The organism is Alistipes sp. D31t1_170403_E11, assembly GCF_015553985.1.
In the GTDB taxonomy this organism is placed as follows: domain Bacteria; phylum Bacteroidota; class Bacteroidia; order Bacteroidales; family Rikenellaceae; genus Alistipes; species Alistipes montrealensis.
Genome location: NZ_JADNHQ010000001.1, coordinates 794,725 through 814,876 on the forward strand (window position 1 = coordinate 794,725; position 20,152 = coordinate 814,876).

Here is a 20,152-nt window from a genome sequence, read left to right on the forward strand (position 1 = left end):
TTAGTAATGCTCGTTACTGTTACTGAGGAAGACATCCATCATGTACTTCTGGTCGGCTCCCTCTTCGTAACCCAGTTCGCGGGCCTTGCGGTCGGAGTGCTGTTCGATCGTGTCGAACATCTCGCTGCCGCCGCTGACCTTGAATATCTCGTTGATTTCCGAGAGCGACTGCTCGTCCAGGCGGCGCAGGGCCCCGGCGCCGTGGCGCATGTAAACGGGCGTGAACTGGCCGTAAATCTCCTTGTCGTTGTCGTAAATCCACTGCCAGACGGTTCCCTGCTCGGGGTGCAGTTCAGGCTTGACGAGCCGCGGCACGATGCAGTAACCCGTGCGGAGGATATTCTCGCCGATGATGCGCTTCAGCGCCAACTGTTGACGGCCCTTCTCGCTCTCGACGAAAAACCCGAGTTTCTGCGACAACGTGCGCAGCGCCTGGATCACATAACCCGGTGTATTGCCCCGCGGGCAGCGCGGACGGCACGACATACACTCGCCGCAATACCAGATCGTATCGCTCTTGAGCAGCTCTTCGATGGCCTCGTCGTCGCGCGTCTGGACAATCGAGACGATCTGCCGGGGGTCGTAATTATAGAACTCGGCCGCCGGGCAGACACCCGTACAGACACCGCAGTTCATGCACGATTGAAGGCCCTCCTTCATCCGCACATCCTCCATGAGCATATCGAAATACTTGGTAGTCATAGATTCATTTTTTTTGAGGTTTTCCGCACCGGCCGTTCCATATCGTCGCCCCTTGCCCTCGCAGGGAAAGGCTTGCCGCACGCGGCCGGACCGCGGACAGGACGGAAACGGAAGGCACAAAAAAACCTTTGCAGTGCAAAGGTAGGGAATCCGGCCGAGCCGGGAAGTAGTATAAATACCTAATTTGCCCCACACGACGGCGGGAACCGGGGAGGGAAGTTCCGAAACAAGCCCCGGAACAAGCGGCACGGGAGGCTCCGGATGCTTACTGCCGCTCCCAGGTCTCGAAAGCAAAGGGCCAGGGATAATCCTTGCCGCAGGGGAACGATTCCGAGGCCACGAGCCGCCACTCCCGTTCGTCCCACTCCGGGAAGCGCGTATCGCCCTCATAGGCATGGAAAACGCGCGTCAGGTAGAACCGCCGGGCCAGCGGCAGAGCTTCGGCGTAGATTTGCGCCCCGCCGATCACGAAAACCTCCTCGCCGGCCGGAAACAGCGCCACGGCCTCCTCCAGCGAATGCACCACCGTGCAGCCCGCAATTTCGACCGCCTGCCGCGTAATCACTACATTCGTTCGGTTGGGAAGCGGACGTCCGAGCGATTCGTAGGTCTTCCGGCCCATAATCACGGCATGGCCCGTCGTCGTGGCCTTGAAATGCTTCAGGTCCTCGGAAATATGCCACAACAGGGCATTCTTATTGCCGATAACGCCGTTCTCGGCAACGGCAACGATGATTGAGATCATAATTCGAACAAGTCCGTAATGCGTTCTCCGCAGCTCAGGTAATATGCCTGCCATCCCTGGCTGCGGGCCGCAGAGACGTTGGCTTGGTTGTCGTCGATAAACAGAAGTTTTCCGGCAGACAGCCCGATCTCCCGGGCGACGTGACGGTAGATTTCGGGATCGGGTTTACGCAGGTGTAATTCGTCCGAATAGAAGCAGCGCACAAACAGGTCGTCGAACCGTCCCCCGAACTGCTTGCCGAACAACTCCCGAAAATAAACGCGATGCGGCAGGTTCGTATTGCTCAGCAGGTAGACCGGACGATACCGCCCCAGTTCCCGGATCAACGCCACACGGCGCTCGTCGAAGGGCAGCAGCATTGCGTTCCAGGCGTCCTGTACCGAAGCGTCGCTGACAGCCCCTGCGGCGGGATACTCGCTGCGAAACGCCCGGATAAATCCGGCCCAGTCGAGCAAGCCCAGTTCGAGATCGCAGAAAACCGACGCTTTGCCGGCCACAATATCCTGCACATCGATCGTCGCAGCGCTCAACCGGCTCAACGCCGCGAGGGAACGCTCAATATCAATATCGAGGACGACACCTCCCAGATCGAAAACAAGGGCTTCGACGCTTTCGGGCAAAACAGCCGGAATCGAAATCTTCATCTATCGGAATGTTAAAATGACATCGGGGCCTTGATCGCAGGCCACGGGTCGTAGCCCTCGAGCGTGAAATCTTCGTAACGGAAATCGAAAACCGATTTCACATCGGGATTCAACCGTAGCCGCGGCAGCGGACGCGGCGTGCGTGCAAGCTGCTCGTCGACCTGCTCCAGGTGATTCAGGTAGAGGTGCGTGTCGCCCAGCGTATGGATGAACTCGCCGGGCTGCAAACCGCATACCTGGGCCATCATTGCGGTCAGCAGGGCGTAGGAGGCGATGTTGAACGGCACTCCGAGGAATGTATCGGCGCTGCGCTGGTACAACTGGCACGACAGCCGCCCTTCGGCCACATAGAACTGAAACAGCACATGACACGGCGGCAGGGCCATCTCTTCGATTTCGGCGACGTTCCACGCCGAGACGATGATGCGGCGCGATTCAGGATTACGGCGGATCAGGTCGACCGCCTGGGCAATCTGATCGACGAAACCGCCGTCGGGCCTGGGCCACGAACGCCACTGGTAACCGTAGACGTGGTTCAGATCACCGAAGCGGTAACCCTCGACGGGCGACTCGACGCCCGCCGCCGAAAGGAAGGTCTCCCGGTCGACGGGCAGCACCCCGTGGCACACACACAATTCGTTGTAATAACGGTAAGCGTCGTTGTCCCAGATGTGGACGCCGTTGTCGACGAGGTATTTGATATTGGTCTCCCCTTTCAAAAACCACAACAGTTCGTGGATCACGCCTTTGAGGAAAACCTTCTTGGTCGTCAGCAGCGGGAACCCGGCTCCCAGGTCGAAGCGCATCTGGTGACCGAAAATCCCTTTGGTCCCGGTTCCGGTGCGGTCGCCCCGCACGACGCCTTCTTCCTTGATCCGGCGCAGCAAATCGAGGTATTGTTTCATGGTCTAAATCGATAGGATCGTTATTTGTTATTCCCCGTTCCCCGGGAAAGTCGTTTGAATACCGCCCCAAACAGCACCCGGCCGGGTTTTATCTCGTATACATTTTCAACGTCAGCTCCCCCGTCCCGTCGAGCACCGCATAGGAGGGATTTTCGGCCCAGCAACCGAGGTTCACCACGTGCAGCCGCCCGTCGCGGTAGTCGCGCGGGAAATGCATGTGCCCGAAGACGAAGTGATCGACTTCGTGCGTCTCGGCGTATTCGCGGGCATATGCGATCAGCGGCTCGGTATGCGGCTCGCCGCAAGGCCCCGTATAGGGTTCGGTCATCATGGTTCCGCGGACCGACTCTGCGTTGTGTCCTTTGCGCGATTTGCCGCTCCACCAGGAGCCGAAGCGCAGCGCCCAGTCGGGGTGTACGCCCCACGAAAAGAGCCATTTCAGCGTCCGCGAACGGAATATGCGGTTCAGGAGTTTGAGCATCGGCATGCCGTCGATGTTCATGTTGTCGCCGTGGGCGATAAAGATTTTTTTACCGGAAAGGATCAGGACCTGCGGGGAAGTATAGATTTCGAGCCCGCATTCGCGCGTGAGGTAGTCGCCGACCCACATATCGTGGTTACCCGTGAAGAAGACCACCCTTACACCCCGGTCGGTCAGCTCGGCCAGTTTGCCCAGCGTCCGCACGAAGCCCTTGGGGACCACGCGGCGGTATTCGAACCAGAAGTCGAAGATATCCCCGACCAGAAAAATCGCCTCCGCATCCCGGGCCGCAGCGTCGAGCCATGCGACGAAACGCCGTTCGACCGCCCGCGCAGACTTGTCGTCACCCGCCCCCAAATGTATGTCGGATGCGAAATAATACATTATTTGGTCAGTTCATCCAGTTTTGCTTCGAGACTCTTGCCGTAGATGTTCTTGGCCACGATCGTGCCCTCCTTGTCGATCAGGAAGTTCGCCGGAAGCCGCTGTACATTGTAGAGACCCAGCGCCACGGAAGCGCGCCCGCGCAGGTCGCTGACCGAAACCCAGGGCAGTTGCTGCTCCTGCACCGCCGTGATCCACAGGGGCTTCGACGTATCGACAGCCACCTGATAAACCTCGAATCCGACAGGGGCGTCGGTGTATTTCTTATACACCTCCTTCAGGTCTGCGTTCAGCGCGTTGCTCGTCCCGAGTTCCGCGGACCAGAAGTCCAGCAGCACGACCTTACCGGCCAGCGACGAGAGTTTGATCTTCTTGCCGTAAATATCGGTCATCTCGATATCCGGATGGCGGGCTTCGGTGATCTGCGAGGAGAGGCTGATGCGCGCGTCCATACGGGCGATCTCGGCCAGCAGCGACTGCAGGTAAGGCGACTCGGGATAGGTCTCTTCGAGAGCCTCGGCAACGGTACGGTAGTAAACCACGTCGCTGTCACCGTTGAAGAGGTATGTATCGCCCGGAAGCCGCTGATAGAGGGCGTAAACCGCCGCCAGCGACGACTTGTGCTCGATGATGAACCGCAACTGCTCGCGGCGGATGCGGTAGTATTCGGCCGTGTACTCCTTGATCAGCGTCTTACGCTCCTCCTCCGAAAGGTTCGTGCGCGCAAACTGCATGCCCATGTTCTCCAACTGTTGGGCCCCGGTGACGAAAGCCTGGTAGAACTGGCGCAGCAACTCCGACTCGGCGGAACCCTCCACCGTGTAGTTGCGGATAATGCTGCCCACGGAACTGACCGTCACCCGGTCGCCGCCGGCGATAAGCAGCGGGATACGCTCACCGTCGTAGATCACATTATATAAGGAGGGATTTTTCGCTACACCCGTAAGTTCCATGCGGTAACTGCCGTCCGCGGCCAATGCCGCCGAGTCCACGACCGACTGAGTCAGCGGCAGAACCTGCTCCAGATAGATATTTTTCGCGTCGCCGCCGACAAAGCGGCCCGAAATCCTCACTTTCGACGACTGGCAGCCGCACATCAGGGCAGCGGTCGTAAGCGTTACGAAAAGCGTTTGCTTGTTCATTTACTATCGTTTTCGCGGTTAATGGAGAACAAAGATAATACAAACCGGGTGGAGTGCCAAATTTATTTTGAGCGCCCCGGGGTACTGTTTATCTTTGTAAAGATAATGATTTTCCGCATATGCGCACCATTTATTTCGACGAATTACGGTGCTGTCCGTTGTTTTTCGTGAAATTGCGGTACGGTTGCTGATTACGGTTTTTCTGCTGCCGCTGCTGCTGATGAGGCTGGCGGTGCTGCTGTGCGCCCTTCTGGGGACGCGCCGAAAAGGGCTGTTTATAGTCGCTTCGGAGATTATTTAAGGCCACTTCGTCGATTTGGATAGTGCCGCCGGACATTCGTTTGATGTCTTTTACGATCACTTCGTTGTTGGGGTGCTCCTGGTTGTATTCGTAACTCTTCGTGCGCATGTAGCGGGCCAGGTTGTCGACCGTCCGGGCAACGGCCTGCGGATTGCGTTCGCCGGCAAGATTATGAATCATCCGCTCGACGTATTTGCCGTAATGTTTATAGGTGATACGCCCCTGCGAATAGGGCATCCGGCGGGGTGAAACGGTCAGTTCCTGACGCGACGGCTGGGGATAGGGAGAGTCCACATCCAACTGGAAATCAGACATAATAAAGAGGTGATCCCAGAGTTTGTGGGTAAAGTCGGCCGTATCGCGCAGCAGGGGGTTCAGGTTGCCCATCACGGCAATCACGGCCCGGGCCTGACGGTTGCGCTCGCGGCGGTCTTCGATCTCCAGCAGCGAGTCGATCATCTCCTGGATATGGCGCCCGTATTCGGGCAGGTACAACTTGCGTCGTGTGTAATTATAATTCTTCTTCATATTGTATTTGCGGTCCGGCGCACTGTTGCAATTCGTCCGCCGAAGCCTCCGGCAGGGCCATTGCGATAGACCTGTTCAAGACGTTTTTCCGGGTTTTCCGCACCTCGTGACCGGACCAGCCGAAATTGGTTTTACACCGCAGAATGCCCTAACTTTGGGACACGGGCAGTGTAAAACCGGGTGTGAATAAACCGGAATCTTCCGGCCTTCACCAAGGCTTCACCTGCTTAAGTCGGTGTTTTTCACCGGCAAAATTACGTAAAATTTCAGGAAAAACAAGCTATGGCAAAGGTTTTAATTCTGGACCAATCAAAAAGTGTGCGAAACATTCTGCGCGAACGGTTGGAGTATGAAGGTTTTTCGACGGAAGCCGTCGAGAACGAGGCTGCGGCCTCGGTGTTGTGTGAAAAGATTCCGTTCGACGTGATCCTGTCCGATACGGAATGCAAAGTCCCGGACGCAGGCATACCGTTCATAGCGCTTTCGTCCGACACCTCGATCGATACCGCGCTCCAGGCCGTACGCAACGGCGCGCAGGATTTCCTCACCAAACCCATCGACATGAACCGGCTGCTGCAATCGCTGCACCGTACCATCGACAACCCCGCACCCGCACAGACAGCCCCTCAACAGGCTCCCGCAAGGCGCAGCCGCCGCGCACACCCCTCGCAGGCGGAACAGATCATCGGCATCTCGCCCGAAATCGAACATGTCCGCCGGCTGATCGACAAGGTGGCCCCGTGCGAGGCCCGCGTGCTGATCACGGGCGAAAACGGCACGGGCAAAGAGCTCGTGGCCCGCTGGCTCCATGCCAAGAGCGTCCGTGCTGCGGCCCCGTTCGTCGAGGTCAACTGTGCAGCCATCCCTTCGGAGCTGATCGAGAGCGAACTCTTCGGCCACGAGCGCGGAGCCTTCACCTCGGCCGTCAAACAGCGCAAAGGCAAGTTCGAGCAGGCCGACGGCGGCACGCTCTTCATGGACGAAATCGGCGACATGTCGCTGGCGGCGCAGGCCAAAGTCCTGCGGGCCCTGCAGGAGAGCCGCATCAGCCGCGTGGGCAGCGACAAGGACATCGAAGTCAACGTGCGGGTGGTGGCGGCCACGAACAAGAACCTCCGCGAGGAGATCCAGAAAGGCAATTTCCGCGAGGACCTCTACCACCGCCTGGCGGTGATCGTGGTGCGGGTTCCGCCGCTGCGCGAACACGCCGGGGACATCCCGGCGCTCGTCGACCACTTCATCCGCACGATCGCGGCCGAATACGACTCCGCGCCGAAGCAGATCGATGCCGACGCGCTGGCGGCCCTGCAACGGATGCAGTGGAGCGGCAATATCCGCGAACTGAGAAACGTCATCGAGCGGCTGATCATCCTCTCCGGGGAGCGCATCACGGCCCAGGACGTGAAAGAGTACTGCTGATCAGAACTGAAACCCGATTTGCAGCAGGAGCGAGCCGTGACTCAGCTTTTCAGCGAACTGTGCCGAGAAATAAGGCCCGTCGTAGCTGCGGAGCCGTTCCAGCTTCTGCAATTCGTAACCCGCAGCGACAAATATCCGCCGCCCGCCGCACAACGCATACAGCACACCGACGGCGGGACTCAACAAAAAACCGCCCTTCGCCTCTTTCTGCAGAGCAAAAGCATATCCGGCGGCGCACCCGGCATAGGGCGTGAAGCGGCGGGGCCGCAGGAGCAGCAGCCGCGCTTCGGCGTAGAGCGGAATCAAAGTCTTCTCATAACGGGAAATCCCCGTTCCGGCGCCTGTCCAAAAACGGGCGCTTATTTTATAATACCCCGCCGCACGCCACACGAAGGGCGTCGAAGCAGGTTCGTTCAGGGCAATGCCCACACCCAGGGCTGTCGAGTAAGCGAAGCGCGACTCGGACTGTCCCGAGGCGGTCACGGCAGCAAGCACCGCCGCCAGCAGGAAAACAGCGCTTTTCATCGGATGCAGACGGTGATGCGTTTCACGATGCGGAGCGCCGTCGTCAGTCCCGAAAGGTCATCGTAAACCGCCCCGCAACTGCCGTCGGGACTGCAGTGTCCCAACAATACGGCTTCGAACTCCCGTTCGCCCGACGACAGGTCGACCTCCGCGGCATAGACCAGCGCAGGCTGTCCGCTGCCGTTTTTCCCGCCCGAATAGCCGGGGTCGCCTTCCCGGGCCGACGCAGGATAAGCCTCGTTGAAATCGGTCGAGTGGTTGACCTCGACCTTCACCACAAAATGTGTCAACCCTTCGGCAGGCGACAGTTTCAGGTCGAACGAACCGCGCGGCGTAGCTCCCGAAATACCGTCGGTCAGCGGCTTGTCCTTCGTCGGCAGGTAAAGCCCGTCGGCGTACCGTACACCCCGGGCGTGACACCAATGGGGCAAAGCCTCTGCACGGCGGCTGCCCCCGGCCATGGTCCACGACTGGGTGGCGATCTTGTGGCTCACGTAGACCGTCGCGAGATAAGTGCCCGCCGTGTCTTCCACCCACACCGCAACCTGCGGCGCATTTTTCTTTTTCATCCCCATGAACAGCGGATAGTCGTGCAGCCACGCATCTCCCTGCTCGACGACCACTTTCAGGCTTCCCTGCTCGTACCCGACCAGTTCCTTGTCGCACCCGGCGAACAACACCAAAGGCAAAATCCATCCTAATCCCATTTTTCGCATCGTTTTAATTCGTTTATAACATGTTACCAATAAGTAACATTTCCGTCAAAAAAAAGCCGCACCGACGGCTACGATTTCAGGATCGCATCGACAAGCCGGTCTATCCCCTGTCCGATCCGCTCCCAACCTGCATCTTCCTGCAACGAAATGCCGTTGTAAACGGGACAGAACTCCCCGAGCAAGACCAGGTAGGTCACCGACGCCGACAGCAGTGAAGCCAGCGGGGCTATCTGCTCTTCCGGATGGCCCGTCACGACGCAAACCCGGCGGATCAACTCCCGCCCGACCTGCTCGCGCTGTTCGCGCAGGCGCACGATCAGCTCGTTATCCGACGACAATTCCCACCGGTACAACCGTTTCAGCGTCGCATCCCCGCGGAGCCGCGCAATCTGCTCCCGGAACGTCCGCTTCAGGAACTCCGGCAACTCCCCGCGGTCCGGAAGGTCCTGCGGAAAATTCAGCCACAGGTCGTAACGCCGGATATAGGCCGCCAGCAAGCCCTCCACCGAACCGAAATAGCGATACACCAGAATCTTGGAAACGTCCGACCGGGCGGCAACCGCGTTGACCCCGATCTTCTCGAATCCGTTCTCCCGGACCAGTTCGCCCACCGTATCGACCAAACGCCGTTCGGTCGCTTCCCGGTCGCGCTCTGCTGTTATTTTTCGACTTGTTACCATTCGGGAACAAATATAAGGCGCAAAAACGGATTCTGCAAATTTTTCCGGATTTTATAGCAATTCCAACAGTTCGTCAGGACGGTCGACCAGATGCCGCGCCCCGGCTGCGACGAGCTCCTCCCGGTCGCGAAAACCCCACGTCACCCCTGCCGAGCGCACTCCGGCAGCCGCCGCGGTTTCGATATCCACACCCGAATCACCGACGTACAGCACGCGTTCTTTAGCCGTGCCCGTCAGCGCGAGAATTTCCTCGACGACTGCCGGCGAAGGTTTCAGCGGCACGTCGGGCCGCTGGCCGAAGACTGCCGCGAACTCCACCTCCGGGAAAAACAGCCTGACGAGCTTTTCGGTTCCGGCCTGGAACTTGTTCGACGCTACGGCCATCCGTACGCCCCGCCGTGCCAGTTCGGCGAGCAGTCCGGGAATTCCCGAATAGGGTTTTGTATAGGTGTCGATATGCTCCGTGTAGTATTTTACGAAATCGGCCCGCACGAGCGCGACGTTTTCAGGCGTGCGCAGCGGTTCGGGCAGCGCCCGTTCCACCAGCCGCATGATGCCGTTGCCGACAAAATGACAGTATTCCTCGTAGGAGTGCTGCGGAAGTCCCCTGAGGGCCAGCACGGCGTTGCATGCGACAGCCAGGTCCCCGATCGTATCGAGCAGCGTGCCGTCGAGGTCGAAGATGACGAGTTCGGTATTCATTTTTTCCGTTTTATTTTCCACCCCACAGCCGCGACGAGCAGCGACATCAGCGGGGAGACGATATTAAAAATACAATAGGGCGCATAAACGAAGGTCGAAACCCCGAGCACCGTGGCCTGCGTCATGCCGCACGAGTTCCACGGGATGAGCACCGAGCAGACCGTCGCCGAGTCTTCCACCGAACGGCTCAGCAGCCGGGGCTCCAGCCCCCGTTCGGCATAGAGTTCCTTGAAAAGCCGCCCCGAAAGGATGATCGAGATATACTGGTCGGCGGTGCAGAGGTTGAAGAAGATTCCCGCGCCCACCGTGGAAGCCACGGCCGAAAAGGTGCGGCGCACGAACCGCAGGAAAATAACCGTCAGCGAACGCAGCATGCCGCTGCCGGTCATCACCCCGCCGAAGCACATGGCGCAAATAATCAGCCACACGGTGTTGAGCATCCCGGCCATGCCGCGCGTAGCGACCAGTTCATCCAGTTGCGGCGTTCCCGTCGGGATGGCCGTCGGCCCGAAGCAGGTCATCAGCACCCCCTTGAACCCCGACATGAAGTCCAGCCCCTCGACACCCGCCACCCGGGCCACCATTTCGGGCTGGGCCGCGAGCATCGCCGCGCAGGCAAAGACCACGGCGCAGAACAACGTCACGATGGCCGGCAGTTTTTTCGCGATGAGTATTCCCGTGGCCAGCGGGACCAGCAAAAGCCACGGCGAGATGCGGAACGTCGCGGCGAGCGTCGCAGCATACTGTTCGGCATGCGTTGCGGCCCCGTGGTCGAGCGCCAAACCCGCGACGGTAAAAACTCCCAGGGCGATGAGCATCGACGGCACGGTGGTGTAAAGCATATAGCGGATATGGGTAAACACGCTGACGCCGACCGTCGACGAGGCCAGCACCGTGGTATCGGACAGCAGCGAAAGTTTGTCGCCGAAATAGGCCCCCGAAATGATGGCTCCGGCAACCCACCCTTCGGGGAATCCCATCGCCTCGCCGATGCCCATCAGGGCGACGCCGATCGTAGCGATGGTGGTCCACGAACTTCCGGTCATCAGCGACACTACGGCGCAGATCGCACACGAGGCCACGAGGAAAAACGACGGATGGAGGATTTGCAATCCGTAGTAGATCATTGTCGGAACCACGCCCGAAATCATCCACGTACCCGCGATGGCGCCGATCAGCAGCAGGATGACAATCGCCGAAGCCGACGCGCGGATATTGTCGATGATGGACTCCTCCAGTACGGCCCAGCGGCAGCGGTAAACACCGATTGCGAGCATCACACAGACCGACGTGGCCGACAGCAGGGCGATCTGGCTTCCGCCGTTGATCGCATCGCCCCCGAAGGCCCGGATCACCACATAGAGAAGCAGCGTCAGCACCACCAGCGGAATGGCCGACACCCACGGCGACGGCAGTTTTTCGGTATTTTCCTTCATCGTTTTTCCCGATTGACTTTTACGGGGGACAAAAGTACGAATTTTCCCCGGACTTTTCGGCCGCAAAAAGGATAAACCCCGGTTTTCATCCGTCGTATTGCAGTGTTTTCCGGCAACAAAAAGCCACAAGACCCTTACCGCGGCAACCGCAAAATTCCACCTTCGGGTAGCCGTTTCCGGCCGTATCATACCCCCGGCGTGTTTTTTCGGGCCCGAGACTTTCATATTTCCTTTTTTCTGTTTAACTTTGATAGAACATCCAAAACGCAGCAAGATGGAAACGATCCGCAAAGTGATCCGGTTTTACGTCGAGGGATTCCGCGAAATGACCGTGGGACGCACCCTGTGGGCCATCATCCTCATCAAACTTTTCATCATGTTCGCCGTTCTGAAAGTCTTCTTCTTCCCCGACCTGCTCGCGGGCAAAAGCCCCGGCGAAAAGGCCGACTACGTGCTGGAAAACCTGACCCCCGATAATTAACCTACCCTTATGATTTCCGACTACCTATCCACCGTCGACTGGTCGCGGGCGCAATTCGCCATGACGGCTATCTACCACTGGCTGTTCGTCCCGCTGACACTCGGGCTGGGCGTCCTGATCGCCATCATGGAGACCCTCTACGTCCGCACGAACGACCAATTCTGGCTGCGCACGACCAAATTCTGGATGCGCCTGTTCGGCATCAACTTCGCCATCGGCGTCGCCACGGGGCTGATCCTCGAATTCGAGTTCGGAACCAACTGGTCCAACTACTCCCACTTCGTGGGCGACATTTTCGGCGCCCCGCTGGCCATCGAAGGCATCTTCGCCTTCTTCCTCGAATCGACCTTCATCGCCGTGATGTTCTTCGGCTGGCGCAAGGTGAGCCGGGGTTTCCACCTCACGGCTACATGGCTCACGGCCGTCGGCGCCAACCTCTCGGCCTGGTGGATTCTGGTGGCCAACTCGTGGATGCAGTACCCCGTGGGCTGCGACTTCAACCTCGAAACCGTGCGCAACGAAATGACCTCGTTCTCGGCCGTGGCGCTGTCGCCCGTCGCGGTCAACAAATTCTTCCACACCGTCACTTCGTCATTCGTACTGGCTGCCCTGTTCGTCGTGGGCGTCTCGGCCTGGTATCTGCTGCGGGGACGCGAGCAGAAAATGGCCCGCAAAAGCATCGCCATCGCCTCGGCCTTCGGGTTCGTATTCGCACTGGTCACGGCGTTCACGGGCGACAAGTCAGGCTCCATCGTGGCCCGCGTACAGCCCATGAAACTGGCGGCCATGGAAGCCCTCTACGAGGGCCAGCAGGGCGCGCCGCTCACCGCCGTCGGGGTTCTGCGCCCCGAGCAGCAGCGCACCAACAACGACGACGCTTTCTATTTCAAGATCGACATCCCCAAACTGCTATCGCTGATGAGCTTCCGCGACGCCGACGCATTCGTGCCGGGCATCAACGACCTGGTCTACGGCAACGAAGAATACGGCATCCTGTCGGCCGGGGAGAAGATCGAACGGGGGCGCGTGGCCGTCGACGAACTGGGCCGTTACCGGACGGCCCGCGAGACAGGCGATACGGCGGCGATCGCCGAAATCGAAGCCAAGTTCGACCGTTCGACACCCGAGGGCGAAGCGTTCCTGCGCGATCATTTCGCCTACTTCGGCTACGGCTACCTCGACTCCCCGCAGCAGATCGTGCCCAACGTGCCGCTGCTGTTCTATTCGTTCCGCGTGATGGTCGGCGCCGGCTGTTTCTTCATCCTGCTGCTGGGCCTCATATGGTGGTTCAACCGCAAAGACCGGCTTTCCGGCAAACGCTGGCTGCTGTGGATCGCCGTATGGTCCATTCCGCTGGCCTACCTCGCTTCGCAGGCAGGCTGGATCGTGGCCGAAGTCGGCCGTCAGCCGTGGGCCATCCAGGATCTGATGCCCGTAGGCGTCGCGGCCTCGAAAATCCCCAGCGGATCGGTTTCCACAACCTTCTTCCTCTTCCTCGTGCTGTTCACCGCACTGCTCATCGCCGAACTGAGCATCATGTTCCGGCAGATCAAAATAGGACCTAAAAACGACTAAACCATGGATACGATAACATTACTCCAACATTATTGGTGGCTGATCATCTCCCTGCTGGGAGCCATCCTGGTTTTCCTGATGTTCGTGCAGGGCGGACAGGCGTTGCTCTACAACATCGGCCGCACGGAGGAGGAACGCAACATGCTCGTCAACTCGCTGGGCCGCAAGTGGGAGTTCACCTTCACGACGCTCGTGACATTCGGCGGCGCATTCTTCGCCTCGTTCCCGCTCTTCTACTCCACGTCGTTCGGCGGGGCGTTCTACGTCTGGATGGCCATCCTGTTCTGCTTCGTCCTGCAGGCCGTGGCTTACGAATACCGCCGCAAACCCGCCAATGTTTTCGGCGAGAAGACCTTCAATGCATTCCTTTTGATCAACGGCGTACTGGGGCCGCTGCTGATCGGAACCGCCGTCGGAACCTTCTTCACAGGGGCGGAATTTACCGTCGACCGCCTCAACCTCGCCAACCAGGGCGGTGCGGCGGTCATCTCGCAGTGGGCGACGCCGTGGCACGGGCTGGAAGCCGTCGCCGAATGGCGCAACGTCCTGCTGGGCATAGCAGTCGTGCTGCTGGCCATGACGCTCGCTTGCCAGTATTTCATGAACAACATCGACGACGAAGTAATTTTCCGGCGCGCCGCACGCCGCATGCGCACGTTCGCCGTGCTCTTCGTAGCATGCTTCGTAGCATGGCTCGTCGCATTAATCCTCGCCGACGGTTGGTCGGTCGACGCCGCGGGCCGAATCTCCGTCGAACCCTACAAATACCTTCACAACCTGCTGGAAATGCCCTACGTCACGGCCGTACTGCTTATCGGCGTGGTCTCGGTGCTGTGGAGCGTCTGGCTGGGCTGGCGCTCGAACCGGCATGCCATCTGGTTCGGGGGCGTCGGCACGGTCCTCACCGTGCTGTCGCTGCTGCTGCTGGCCGGATGGAACAACACCGCCTACTACCCCTCGCTCACGGACATGCAGTCGTCGCTGACGATCTACAACTCCTCATCGAGCCTCTTCACGCTCAAGACGATGGCCTGGGTATCGCTCTTCGTCCCGCTGGTCGCGGCTTACATCTGGTACGCCTGGCGGGCCATGAACCACCAAGCGATCACCCGCGAGGAGATTCGCGGCGACGACCACCAGTATTAATACAGAAAAAATCCCGACCGCATGAGATACGCTCCCATACTACTCTTGTTTCTGCTCTGCAGTTGCGGTTCCCGTCCGGGAAAAACAACGGCAAAACCGCAAACCGGACCTCCAGCGGCGCAAACCCCGCAACCAGCGCCCCGGCAAACCGGCGCCGCCACGGCAGAGGACACGGTACGCCATCAGCTCGGCGGCAAACTGTTCTTCTCCGAATGGTCCAAATTCAACCCGGCCGACTCGATAACCGTTATCGAAACCCGTTACCACAAGGCGGAAGGAAAGGAGCTCTACCGCGAATACCGGTTTATCACCCACAACCGTTACAGCTTCGCCCATCGGTTCTTCGAGAGCAGCTACCTCGATTCGGTCTACATGTCTTATTTCGACGGCCCGGATTACCGCGAGTTTTATGAGCATCAGCTTCCCGACTCCCTAAAATCGGAATACATCGACCCAGCAATCGGCGATTTCAACGGTTACTGGGTCTATCTGGCCGAATACAACGGTGATTATTACCTCGATGACGACTGGTCGTGGCATATTTCGTTCCACATTGCGGACAGCGTCAAAAGCGAACTCTATATGGACGGCCCCGTTCCCCGGAAAATCAGGACTGCGACGGCACTGCCCCAGGGAGGTTTGTTGCTCCGCTTCCACAGGGCCGATCCGCTGCGCTCCTACAAAGACGACTCGCTGCGTATCGAAGCCGTCGACGCACGACGGGGCGTCTACCGGCTTTCGGGCGAAAACGACTATTTCACCGCTCCGGCGCGGGCCGTACATAATTTCGAGATCATCCAATATTGCAACAGTACGGGCGATCTGATATAATCCGACAAAGGACTAAACGACCGGTATTGATATATCAAAACAAAAAACGGAGGTTAAAGCCTCCGTTTTTTTGTTTATCCGTCTTCGGTCTACTTCTCCTCCTTGTCCCCGAACGGAAATTGGTTCTGGTGCACGTCCTCGAAGCGCATACCCTTCTCGTAGGTCTTCATCGCACGACGCGACATACCCATCGACGAGAAACCGCCGTCGTGGTAGAGGTTCTGCATCGTGACCTTGCGCGTGAGGTCCGAAAACAGCGTCAGCACATAGTCCGCACAATCCTCCGCCGTGGCGTTGCCCAGCGGCGACATATTCTCGGCAAAACCCATCAGGTCCCCCAGCCCCAGCACACCGCTTCCGGCCGTGGTCGGCGTCGGCGACTGCGATACGGTATTGATACGCACGTTCTTCTCGCGGCCGTAAATGTAGCCGAAACTGCGCGCAATCGACTCCAACAACGCTTTGGCATCGGCCATATCGTTGTAACCGTAAAGCGTACGCTGAGCGGCAATGTACGAAAGGGCCACAATCGAACCCCAGTCGTTGATAGCGTCCTTCTTGCGGGCCACCTGAATAGCCTTGTGGAACGAGATAGCCGAGATGTCGAGTGTCTTCGAAAGGTAATCGTAGTCCAGATCGTCGTACGTACGGCCCTTGCGGACGTTGGGCGACATGCCGATCGAGTGAAGCATGAAGTCGAACTTACCCCCGAAATGCTCCATAGTCTTGTCAATCAGGTTTTCCAGGTCTTCGACGCTCGTAGCGTCGGCCGGAACGACGATCGTATTGCATTTTTCGGCCAGTTCGCCGATGGTTCCCATGCGGATAGATACGGCAGTATTCGTCAGGACGATTTCGGCTCCCTCTTCCACGGCGCGTTCCGCCACTTTCCAGGCGATCGACTGCTCGTTGAGTGCTCCGAAAATCAGGCCTTTCTTTCCTTTCAATAAATTGTATGCCATCGTATTTTAGTTTAAAAATTCGGACAAATATAACAATTATTTTTGAATTGGGACACCAATCGGCTCTTTCGCCACAGGAAACAAGCCCTCCGAAATACGAAAAAGCGGGCTTTCAGCATCGGCTGGAACGCATTTATGTTTTTTTGAAAAACTACGCCGTCCCGCCATGAAACCCGGCCCCCGATCCTATTTATTATTGTCCCCCTCTCCAACTCCTGTACCCCATACGCCGACGAACGTTTTCCGGCAACCGGGTAAATCCCTGCCGCCGTCCCGATCGCCCTGCCCCGGACCAATCCAGCACATGGGAAAAAACCGGGTTGCAAATCAGATTTGCAACCCGGTCCTCCTGTTTTGCGGAAGGAGAGGGATTCGAACCCCCGGAACCTTGCAGTTCAACGGTTTTCAAGACCGCCGCGATCGACCACTCCGCCATCCTTCCGGGCACAAAAGTAGTACCGATTTTCCATTCCGCCAAATCTTTACCCCGATTTATCGTCCATACCGCCGCGCCGAAAATCAAATTCGGACAATAATTTTCGTCTTTATCCGAAATTTGCATATCTTTGTCAGTGAGTTAGGACCTAGAGGTTATTTTCTTCACGCAACGATGTTATGAACAAAGCTCATTTGGTCGAGGCCGTCGCCCTCGATGCGAACATCTCGAAGATCGAGGCCCGCAAGGCCGTCGACTCTATCATCCGGGTTACGGTGCAGGCTCTCCGCGAGGGCGAACGGCTGACCCTGACCGGGCTGGGCTCGTTCAGCGTGCAGCAGAAGTCCGAGCGCATAGGGCGCAATCCCCGCACAGGCGCCGCCGTGAAGATTCCACCCCGCAAGGTCATCAAATTCCGTCCCACGGTCGAGGTCGAATAACCGCCCCGTCCGCAAAAATCCCGAAACATGCCTGAAATATCACTCCGCGCCGAGCAGATGCCGGCCTCTCCGATACGCAAACTCGTTCCGCTGGCCGACGCCGCCCGCGCCCGGGGAACGAAGATTTACCACCTGAACATCGGCCAGCCCGACCTGCCTTCGCCGAAAGAGGGCCTCGAAGCCCTGAAACACATCGACCGCAAGGTTCTGGAATACAGCCCCAGCGACGGCTACCGTTCGCTGCGCGAGAAGTTGGTTACTTATTACGAGCAATACCAGATCAAGCTCTCGCCCGAGGAGATCATCGTCACCACGGGCGGCTCCGAGGCCGTACTGTTCGCCTTCATGTCGTGCCTCAACCCCGGCGATGAGATCATCGTGCCCGAACCGGCCTACGCCAACTACATGGCCTTCGCCATTTCGGCAGGCGCCGTGATCCGTCCCGTCGTCTCGTCGATCGAAAACGGCTTCGCGCTGCCCCCGATCGAAGAGTTCGAGAAACTGATCAACGACCGCACGCGCGGCATCCTGATCTGCAATCCCAACAACCCCACGGGCTACCTCTACACCCGGCGCGAGATGAACCGCATCCGCGACATGGTGAAAAAATACGACCTGTTCCTCTTCTCGGACGAAGTCTATCGCGAATTCATCTATACCGGCTCGCCCTACATTTCGGCCTGCCATCTCGAAGGCATCGAACAGAACGTCGTACTGATCGATTCGGTATCGAAACGCTACTCCGAATGCGGCATCCGCATCGGCGCGCTGATCACCAAGAACAAGAAGCTGCGCAACGCCGTGATGAAGTTCTGCCAGGCGCGCCTTTCGCCGCCGCTCATCGGGCAGATCGTGGCCGAAGCGTCGATCGATGCCCCGCGGTCGTACAGCACCGAGGTCTACGAAGAGTATATCGAACGCCGCAAATGCCTGATCGACGGATTGAACCGCATCCCCGGCGTCTACTCGCCGATCCCCATGGGCGCCTTCTACACCGTGGCGCGGCTCCCGGTCGACGACAGCGACAAATTCTGTGCGTGGTGTCTCTCGGATTTCGAATACGAAGGCGAAACCGTCATGATGGCCCCGGCGTCGGGTTTCTATTCCGACCCCGCATGCGGCCGCAACGAAGTCCGCATTGCCTACGTCCTCAAAAAGGAGGACTTGGAACGGGCCCTGCTTATCCTGGGCAAAGCGCTCGAAGCCTACAACGCCAAAACGAAGAAATAACCCGAGACCCGCCTGCAGGCGGGTCTTTTTTCGATAAAAGCATTCCTTCCCGTTACACGGAACCCCCGGTCCGGACCCACCAATTCGGCCAAAGCTATGCCGTTTAGGATAGTTTTCGGGAATTTTAGGCCAAAAAGTTTGGGCTATGGGGATAGTTTTCCTACTTTTGCCCCGATTTTGCATGCCGCGAGACATGCCGAGTATAAACCAAACCAATTCGTTATGAAAAAACTTATCCTCGTTCTGGCCGCCGCTGCCATTGCCACCGGCGCTTACGCCGAAGGTTATCAGGTAAACAACATGTCGGCTAAGCAAACCGGTATGGGTCACGTAGGAACCGCCATGAAGCTCAACTCCGAGTCGATTTTCTTCAATCCGGCAGCCTCGGCTTTCCAGAGCAGCCGGTTCGATATTTCGGCCGGGTTCACGGGTATCCTTTCCAACGTCCGTTACCAGTCGCTGCCGACCCTCGGAAACGATTATACAAGCGGCCCGAGCGAGAAATCGGACAATAAGCTCTCCACCCCGATCCATGTCTATTTCAACTACAAGCCGACCGAACGGCTGGCCGTCGGCCTGGGCTTCTACACCCCTTACGGTTCCTCGATGAACTGGGGCAACAACTGGTCGGGAGCGCACCTCGTGCAGGAGATCAACCTCACGGCTTTCACCTTCCAACCTACCGTATCGTACAAAATCTGCGACCGCCTTTCGATCGGCGCGGGCCTGATGGTTTCGTGGGGTAATTTCGACCTGTCGCGTTCGCTGCTTTCGCCCACGACACGCCGCGGGCTCATCGCAGGCATGATCGACCCGAAAATCACCCAACTCGAAGGGGCCATCAACAGCGGCGCACTTACGGGTGAGGCCCTTGCACAGGCAACCGCAACCCTCCAGACGCTCGAAGGCGCCAAAGGTTATCTTAACAACACGATGAGCCAGTCGCTGGTATCGGCCAAACTCGAAGGCGACGCCGACGTGGCTGTGGGTGTAAACGCCGGCTTCCTGTGGGACATTACCGACGAATGGTCGCTGGCCATGACCTACCGTTCGCGCCTGAACATGAAAGTCGGCAAGGGCCACGCAACGATGAACATCGACCCGACGGCTGCGGCGCTCATTGCCCAACTCGGCCAGCTCTCTCCGGGAACCGAACTGATCCCGGGCCTCGACAAAGGCACGTTCAACGCCGAACTGCCCCTTCCGACAACCGTAACATGGGGCGTATCGTTCCGCCCGGCCGTGAAATGGGAACTGGCCGTCGACCTCCAATGGACCGGATGGTCGGCCTACAAAGCCCTGAATGTCGTCTTCAATGAAGAGGAACTGGGCATCAAACCCATCTACTCGGTGAAGAACTATTCGAACACACTGGCCTTCCGCTTCGGAGCGCAGTACCGTGCAACCGATTTTATCACGGCCCGCATGGGTATGTACGTCGACGAAAGCCCCGTGAGCAGCGACTACCTCAACCCCGAGACCCCGTCAATGACCAAAGTGGCTTACACCGCCGGCGTCAGCCTGCGTCCCACGAAATTCATGTCCATCGACCTGGCTTACTGCTACGTATCGTCGGCCGACCCCGAGCGCAGCGGTTCTTACCCCGTCTACGGTTATACGAGCGGCAAACTCGAAGAGGTCTTCTCGGGCAACTACAAGCTCCACGCCAACGTATTTTCCCTCGGCGTAGGTTTCAGTTTCTAAAAACGGAAAAATTTATTACCTTTGTGGCGCATCTCTC

General features: G+C 58.4%; 21 protein-coding genes and 1 tRNA gene. 8 read left to right on the plus strand and 14 right to left on the minus strand.

From position 1 onward, the window contains the following. The 7 genes from I2E69_RS03090 to I2E69_RS03120 all read right to left on the minus strand — a co-directional run bounded on the left by I2E69_RS03090 (position 1) and on the right by I2E69_RS03120 (position 5,832). A complete protein-coding gene (locus tag I2E69_RS03090; protein WP_195458676.1) occupies positions 1-702 on the minus strand; it encodes a 4Fe-4S dicluster domain-containing protein in 702 nt (233 codons plus the stop codon). Positions 703-967: 265 nt separating this feature from the next. Beyond that, positions 968-1,447: a dihydrofolate reductase gene (locus I2E69_RS03095; protein WP_195458677.1), complete on the minus strand. Its 480-nt coding sequence runs from the start codon at positions 1,445-1,447 to the stop codon at positions 968-970. Then, positions 1,444-2,091, minus strand: coding sequence for an HAD family hydrolase (locus I2E69_RS03100; RefSeq protein ID WP_195458678.1), 648 nt, complete (start codon positions 2,089-2,091; stop codon positions 1,444-1,446). Before I2E69_RS03100 ends, I2E69_RS03095 begins: the two co-directional genes overlap by 4 nt. A gap of 11 nt (positions 2,092-2,102) precedes the next feature. Beyond that, positions 2,103-2,996, minus strand: a complete 894-nt coding sequence (gene thyA, locus I2E69_RS03105) for a thymidylate synthase (protein ID WP_195458679.1) — start codon at positions 2,994-2,996, stop codon at positions 2,103-2,105. A gap of 88 nt (positions 2,997-3,084) precedes the next feature. Further along, complete coding sequence (locus tag I2E69_RS03110; RefSeq protein WP_195458680.1) at positions 3,085-3,861, minus strand: UDP-2,3-diacylglucosamine diphosphatase; 777 nt, start codon at positions 3,859-3,861, stop codon at positions 3,085-3,087. Beyond that, positions 3,861-5,003: a TlpA disulfide reductase family protein gene (locus tag I2E69_RS03115; RefSeq protein ID WP_195458681.1), complete on the minus strand. Its 1,143-nt coding sequence runs from the start codon at positions 5,001-5,003 to the stop codon at positions 3,861-3,863. The genes I2E69_RS03110 and I2E69_RS03115 overlap by 1 nt, the downstream gene beginning before the upstream one ends. Positions 5,004-5,133: 130 nt before the next feature. Then, positions 5,134-5,832, minus strand: a complete 699-nt coding sequence (locus I2E69_RS03120) for a DUF4290 domain-containing protein (RefSeq protein WP_195458682.1) — start codon at positions 5,830-5,832, stop codon at positions 5,134-5,136. A 282-nt stretch (positions 5,833-6,114) separates the two neighbouring features. Between I2E69_RS03120 and I2E69_RS03125 the strand changes: the two genes are divergently transcribed. Continuing rightward, a complete protein-coding gene (locus tag I2E69_RS03125; protein ID WP_195458683.1) occupies positions 6,115-7,251 on the plus strand; it encodes a sigma-54-dependent transcriptional regulator in 1,137 nt (378 codons plus the stop codon). On the opposite strand, the gene I2E69_RS03130 is transcribed toward I2E69_RS03125, so the two are convergent. From I2E69_RS03130 to I2E69_RS03150, 5 genes are all read right to left on the minus strand, one after another. Next, positions 7,252-7,776 carry a hypothetical protein gene (locus I2E69_RS03130; protein ID WP_195458684.1) on the minus strand — a complete coding sequence of 175 codons (525 nt, stop codon included), beginning with the start codon at positions 7,774-7,776 and terminating at the stop codon, positions 7,252-7,254. Beyond that, positions 7,773-8,492: a hypothetical protein gene (locus I2E69_RS03135; protein ID WP_195458685.1), complete on the minus strand. Its 720-nt coding sequence runs from the start codon at positions 8,490-8,492 to the stop codon at positions 7,773-7,775. Before I2E69_RS03135 ends, I2E69_RS03130 begins: the two co-directional genes overlap by 4 nt. A gap of 68 nt (positions 8,493-8,560) precedes the next feature. Further along, positions 8,561-9,172 (minus strand): TetR/AcrR family transcriptional regulator, encoded by a 612-nt coding sequence (locus tag I2E69_RS03140; protein WP_195458686.1) that lies wholly within the window; start codon positions 9,170-9,172, stop codon positions 8,561-8,563. Between the two features lie 51 nt (positions 9,173-9,223). Then, a complete protein-coding gene (locus tag I2E69_RS03145; protein WP_195458687.1) occupies positions 9,224-9,874 on the minus strand; it encodes an HAD family hydrolase in 651 nt (216 codons plus the stop codon). Beyond that, positions 9,871-11,310 carry a Na+/H+ antiporter NhaC family protein gene (locus I2E69_RS03150; RefSeq protein ID WP_195458688.1) on the minus strand — a complete coding sequence of 480 codons (1,440 nt, stop codon included), beginning with the start codon at positions 11,308-11,310 and terminating at the stop codon, positions 9,871-9,873. Before I2E69_RS03150 ends, I2E69_RS03145 begins: the two co-directional genes overlap by 4 nt. A 274-nt stretch (positions 11,311-11,584) precedes the next feature. Between I2E69_RS03150 and I2E69_RS03155 the strand changes: the two genes are divergently transcribed. Genes I2E69_RS03155 through I2E69_RS03170 form a run of 4 tightly spaced genes read left to right on the plus strand, consistent with a single transcriptional unit; the run spans position 11,585 to position 15,343 of the window. After that, positions 11,585-11,791: a DUF4492 domain-containing protein gene (locus I2E69_RS03155; protein ID WP_195458689.1), complete on the plus strand. Its 207-nt coding sequence runs from the start codon at positions 11,585-11,587 to the stop codon at positions 11,789-11,791. Between the two features lie 9 nt (positions 11,792-11,800). Further along, the gene (locus I2E69_RS03160; RefSeq protein ID WP_195458690.1) at positions 11,801-13,366 is read left to right on the plus strand and encodes a cytochrome ubiquinol oxidase subunit I; all 1,566 of its coding nucleotides are present in this window, start codon (positions 11,801-11,803) and stop codon (positions 13,364-13,366) included. A gap of 3 nt (positions 13,367-13,369) precedes the next feature. Continuing rightward, positions 13,370-14,512 (plus strand): cytochrome d ubiquinol oxidase subunit II, encoded by a 1,143-nt coding sequence (locus tag I2E69_RS03165; protein ID WP_195458691.1) that lies wholly within the window; start codon positions 13,370-13,372, stop codon positions 14,510-14,512. Between the two features lie 21 nt (positions 14,513-14,533). Continuing rightward, on the plus strand, positions 14,534-15,343 hold the full coding sequence (locus I2E69_RS03170; protein ID WP_195458692.1) for a hypothetical protein: 810 nt from the start codon (positions 14,534-14,536) through the stop codon (positions 15,341-15,343). An 89-nt stretch (positions 15,344-15,432) separates the two neighbouring features. Here the strand turns inward: I2E69_RS03170 and I2E69_RS03175 are convergent, their stop codons facing one another. Then, a complete protein-coding gene (locus tag I2E69_RS03175) occupies positions 15,433-16,305 on the minus strand; it encodes an enoyl-ACP reductase (RefSeq protein ID WP_195458693.1) in 873 nt (290 codons plus the stop codon). Between the two features lie 357 nt (positions 16,306-16,662). Further along, positions 16,663-16,747 (minus strand) — tRNA-Ser (locus I2E69_RS03180). Between the two features lie 173 nt (positions 16,748-16,920). Between I2E69_RS03180 and I2E69_RS03185 the strand changes: the two genes are divergently transcribed. The 3 genes from I2E69_RS03185 to I2E69_RS03195 all read left to right on the plus strand — a co-directional run bounded on the left by I2E69_RS03185 (position 16,921) and on the right by I2E69_RS03195 (position 20,115). Further along, positions 16,921-17,181 (plus strand): HU family DNA-binding protein, encoded by a 261-nt coding sequence (locus tag I2E69_RS03185; RefSeq protein WP_195458694.1) that lies wholly within the window; start codon positions 16,921-16,923, stop codon positions 17,179-17,181. Between the two features lie 27 nt (positions 17,182-17,208). Then, complete coding sequence (locus I2E69_RS03190) at positions 17,209-18,411, plus strand: pyridoxal phosphate-dependent aminotransferase (RefSeq protein WP_195458695.1); 1,203 nt, start codon at positions 17,209-17,211, stop codon at positions 18,409-18,411. Between the two features lie 222 nt (positions 18,412-18,633). Continuing rightward, on the plus strand, positions 18,634-20,115 hold the full coding sequence (locus tag I2E69_RS03195; RefSeq protein ID WP_195458696.1) for an OmpP1/FadL family transporter: 1,482 nt from the start codon (positions 18,634-18,636) through the stop codon (positions 20,113-20,115). The last annotated feature ends 37 nt before the right edge of the window (positions 20,116-20,152 follow it).

What these genes read in the sequence shown, in the direction of transcription:
- I2E69_RS03090 (WP_195458676.1), bottom strand. Translation starts at nt 702, where the DNA reads ATGACTACCAAGTATTTCGATATGCTCATGGAGGATGTGCGGATGAAG.
- I2E69_RS03095 (WP_195458677.1), bottom strand. Translation starts at nt 1,447, where the DNA reads ATGATCTCAATCATCGTTGCCGTTGCCGAGAACGGCGTTATCGGCAAT.
- I2E69_RS03100 (WP_195458678.1), bottom strand. Translation starts at nt 2,091, where the DNA reads ATGAAGATTTCGATTCCGGCTGTTTTGCCCGAAAGCGTCGAAGCCCTT.
- thyA (WP_195458679.1), bottom strand. Translation starts at nt 2,996, where the DNA reads ATGAAACAATACCTCGATTTGCTGCGCCGGATCAAGGAAGAAGGCGTC.
- I2E69_RS03110 (WP_195458680.1), bottom strand. Translation starts at nt 3,861, where the DNA reads ATGTATTATTTCGCATCCGACATACATTTGGGGGCGGGTGACGACAAG.
- I2E69_RS03115 (WP_195458681.1), bottom strand. Translation starts at nt 5,003, where the DNA reads ATGAACAAGCAAACGCTTTTCGTAACGCTTACGACCGCTGCCCTGATG.
- I2E69_RS03120 (WP_195458682.1), bottom strand. Translation starts at nt 5,832, where the DNA reads ATGAAGAAGAATTATAATTACACACGACGCAAGTTGTACCTGCCCGAA.
- I2E69_RS03125 (WP_195458683.1), top strand. Translation starts at nt 6,115, where the DNA reads ATGGCAAAGGTTTTAATTCTGGACCAATCAAAAAGTGTGCGAAACATT.
- I2E69_RS03130 (WP_195458684.1), bottom strand. Translation starts at nt 7,776, where the DNA reads ATGAAAAGCGCTGTTTTCCTGCTGGCGGCGGTGCTTGCTGCCGTGACC.
- I2E69_RS03135 (WP_195458685.1), bottom strand. Translation starts at nt 8,492, where the DNA reads ATGCGAAAAATGGGATTAGGATGGATTTTGCCTTTGGTGTTGTTCGCC.
- I2E69_RS03140 (WP_195458686.1), bottom strand. Translation starts at nt 9,172, where the DNA reads ATGGTAACAAGTCGAAAAATAACAGCAGAGCGCGACCGGGAAGCGACC.
- I2E69_RS03145 (WP_195458687.1), bottom strand. Translation starts at nt 9,874, where the DNA reads ATGAATACCGAACTCGTCATCTTCGACCTCGACGGCACGCTGCTCGAT.
- I2E69_RS03150 (WP_195458688.1), bottom strand. Translation starts at nt 11,310, where the DNA reads ATGAAGGAAAATACCGAAAAACTGCCGTCGCCGTGGGTGTCGGCCATT.
- I2E69_RS03155 (WP_195458689.1), top strand. Translation starts at nt 11,585, where the DNA reads ATGGAAACGATCCGCAAAGTGATCCGGTTTTACGTCGAGGGATTCCGC.
- I2E69_RS03160 (WP_195458690.1), top strand. Translation starts at nt 11,801, where the DNA reads ATGATTTCCGACTACCTATCCACCGTCGACTGGTCGCGGGCGCAATTC.
- I2E69_RS03165 (WP_195458691.1), top strand. Translation starts at nt 13,370, where the DNA reads ATGGATACGATAACATTACTCCAACATTATTGGTGGCTGATCATCTCC.
- I2E69_RS03170 (WP_195458692.1), top strand. Translation starts at nt 14,534, where the DNA reads ATGAGATACGCTCCCATACTACTCTTGTTTCTGCTCTGCAGTTGCGGT.
- I2E69_RS03175 (WP_195458693.1), bottom strand. Translation starts at nt 16,305, where the DNA reads ATGGCATACAATTTATTGAAAGGAAAGAAAGGCCTGATTTTCGGAGCA.
- I2E69_RS03185 (WP_195458694.1), top strand. Translation starts at nt 16,921, where the DNA reads ATGAACAAAGCTCATTTGGTCGAGGCCGTCGCCCTCGATGCGAACATC.
- I2E69_RS03190 (WP_195458695.1), top strand. Translation starts at nt 17,209, where the DNA reads ATGCCTGAAATATCACTCCGCGCCGAGCAGATGCCGGCCTCTCCGATA.
- I2E69_RS03195 (WP_195458696.1), top strand. Translation starts at nt 18,634, where the DNA reads ATGAAAAAACTTATCCTCGTTCTGGCCGCCGCTGCCATTGCCACCGGC.